The 1565-nt window shown below is 29.6% G+C and carries 1 protein-coding gene and 1 pseudogene; both read right to left on the reverse strand.

Annotation, left to right across the window (positions count from 1 at the left end; translation table 11 throughout):
• Window positions 1-159: 159 nt before the first annotated feature.
• Window positions 160-714, reverse strand: a complete 555-nt coding sequence (locus tag ACLVEP_RS12650) for a BspA family leucine-rich repeat surface protein (protein ID WP_195941500.1) — start codon at window positions 712-714, stop codon at window positions 160-162.
• A gap of 769 nt (window positions 715-1483) precedes the next feature.
• Window positions 1484-1565: pseudogene (locus ACLVEP_RS12655) on the reverse strand (lactoylglutathione lyase); the annotation flags it as partial.

Here is a 1565-nt window from a genome sequence, read left to right on the forward strand (position 1 = left end):
TTCGAATATGCCCTGATATTTACATTGATAATTTTACATCATTAACGTGAAAAATAAAATATAATATTTCATCAGAATGATATAAATTTATCAATACCTGCTATAAACAGCATGTTGTTGAAATTATTATGCATAGCGCCTGAGAGGGGTTTTTGATTGCTATTTTTTAAAATACAGATATATAATAGAATCTGGATTTGCCTTTATAGTTGTTGAAGTGCCTGTATCCATCATGTAATTACAATCTTTTGACTTGCTGATATCAAAAGAACTTAAATCTAAGTATTTCAAACTAGAACAATTACTAAACATACATCTCATATCTGTAACATTACTTGTTTCAAAATATTTTAGATTTATTTCTTTCAATGAAGAACAGTTATAAAACATAAAGTACATATCTTCACATTTATCTGTATACAGATTTTCAATATTTTTCACTTCTACTAAATTTGTAAAACCATAAAACCAATTTCTACACGATATAGGTCTTATTTTTTCTGCAAATTTGACACTCTTTACTAACTTTGAATCAAATGAACCATCTCTTGCTAATCCATTACTACGAACATTTACTGATTTTTCTTTTAAAAGTGCATCAGTTGGTGCTGTTATTTTATTCTTAGATATTACAAGTTCATTATTTTTATTAATATAAATCCAAACATACAGATCTACTGTTGTTGGTGGTTTTGGACGTCCTGTTGTTGCCACATATACTTCATCACTTCCTAATTTGGTAATCTTCTGGAATGGCAGTTCAATTTGCCCCCCGAAGTAACGCAGCTGCCCCGATCATGATCGCGATCACAATAGAAACAACAACGATCTTGCCGTATTCTTCCAACATTGATTTCATAAATAAATTCTCCTTTCAAATATCAACTTGCTACCATTTCCAATCTAATTATTTTGTTCTATCTCTGATCATTGTATCTATCCTAACTTTCGCATTATATTCCTTATATTAATATGGAAGATAATCGAACAAGAAAAAGAGTATGTTGTAGGATTTGATATTTCTGAAAAGATTACATTTTTTTGCAAAGAGAATGGACATACAAGACAAATACAAATTGGTACATTACTTATATTGATATCAAAATAGTAGGGGAGATTATCATGACTAGCGGAATTAGCAATCCCGTTGCAATGGAAGATGTCGCTATTGAAAAAAAACAATCAGTCGGGTCATTAAAGAAAATTCACAATTAGATAAGTTTTGTTTGAAAGGGATATGATAATGTACATTTCATTTAACAACATGACTGGAATAATAATGTACATTATGAAATGGTATACAGACAGTATATGAGAAGAGGAATGTCTTGAAATGTACATATCCCATATCAATATTAAATGTACATTTGTCTGTTATGTACATCTGTAGAAAATGTACATAATAGGCGGAATCTCTTGAATTATAAGGGATAAAGGCATCTTGCCAATTATGTACATTTATTTTTAGTTTTTAAAACTTTTTTTATTTGCCCGGTACAATTTCCAGCCAATATCCGTCAGGATCTTCAATAAAATAAATTCCCATAGATGGATTTTCGAAGCAG

It is taken from the genome of Faecalibacillus sp. (genome assembly GCF_047023275.1).
Lineage (GTDB): Bacteria > Bacillota_I > Bacilli_A > Erysipelotrichales > Coprobacillaceae > Faecalibacillus.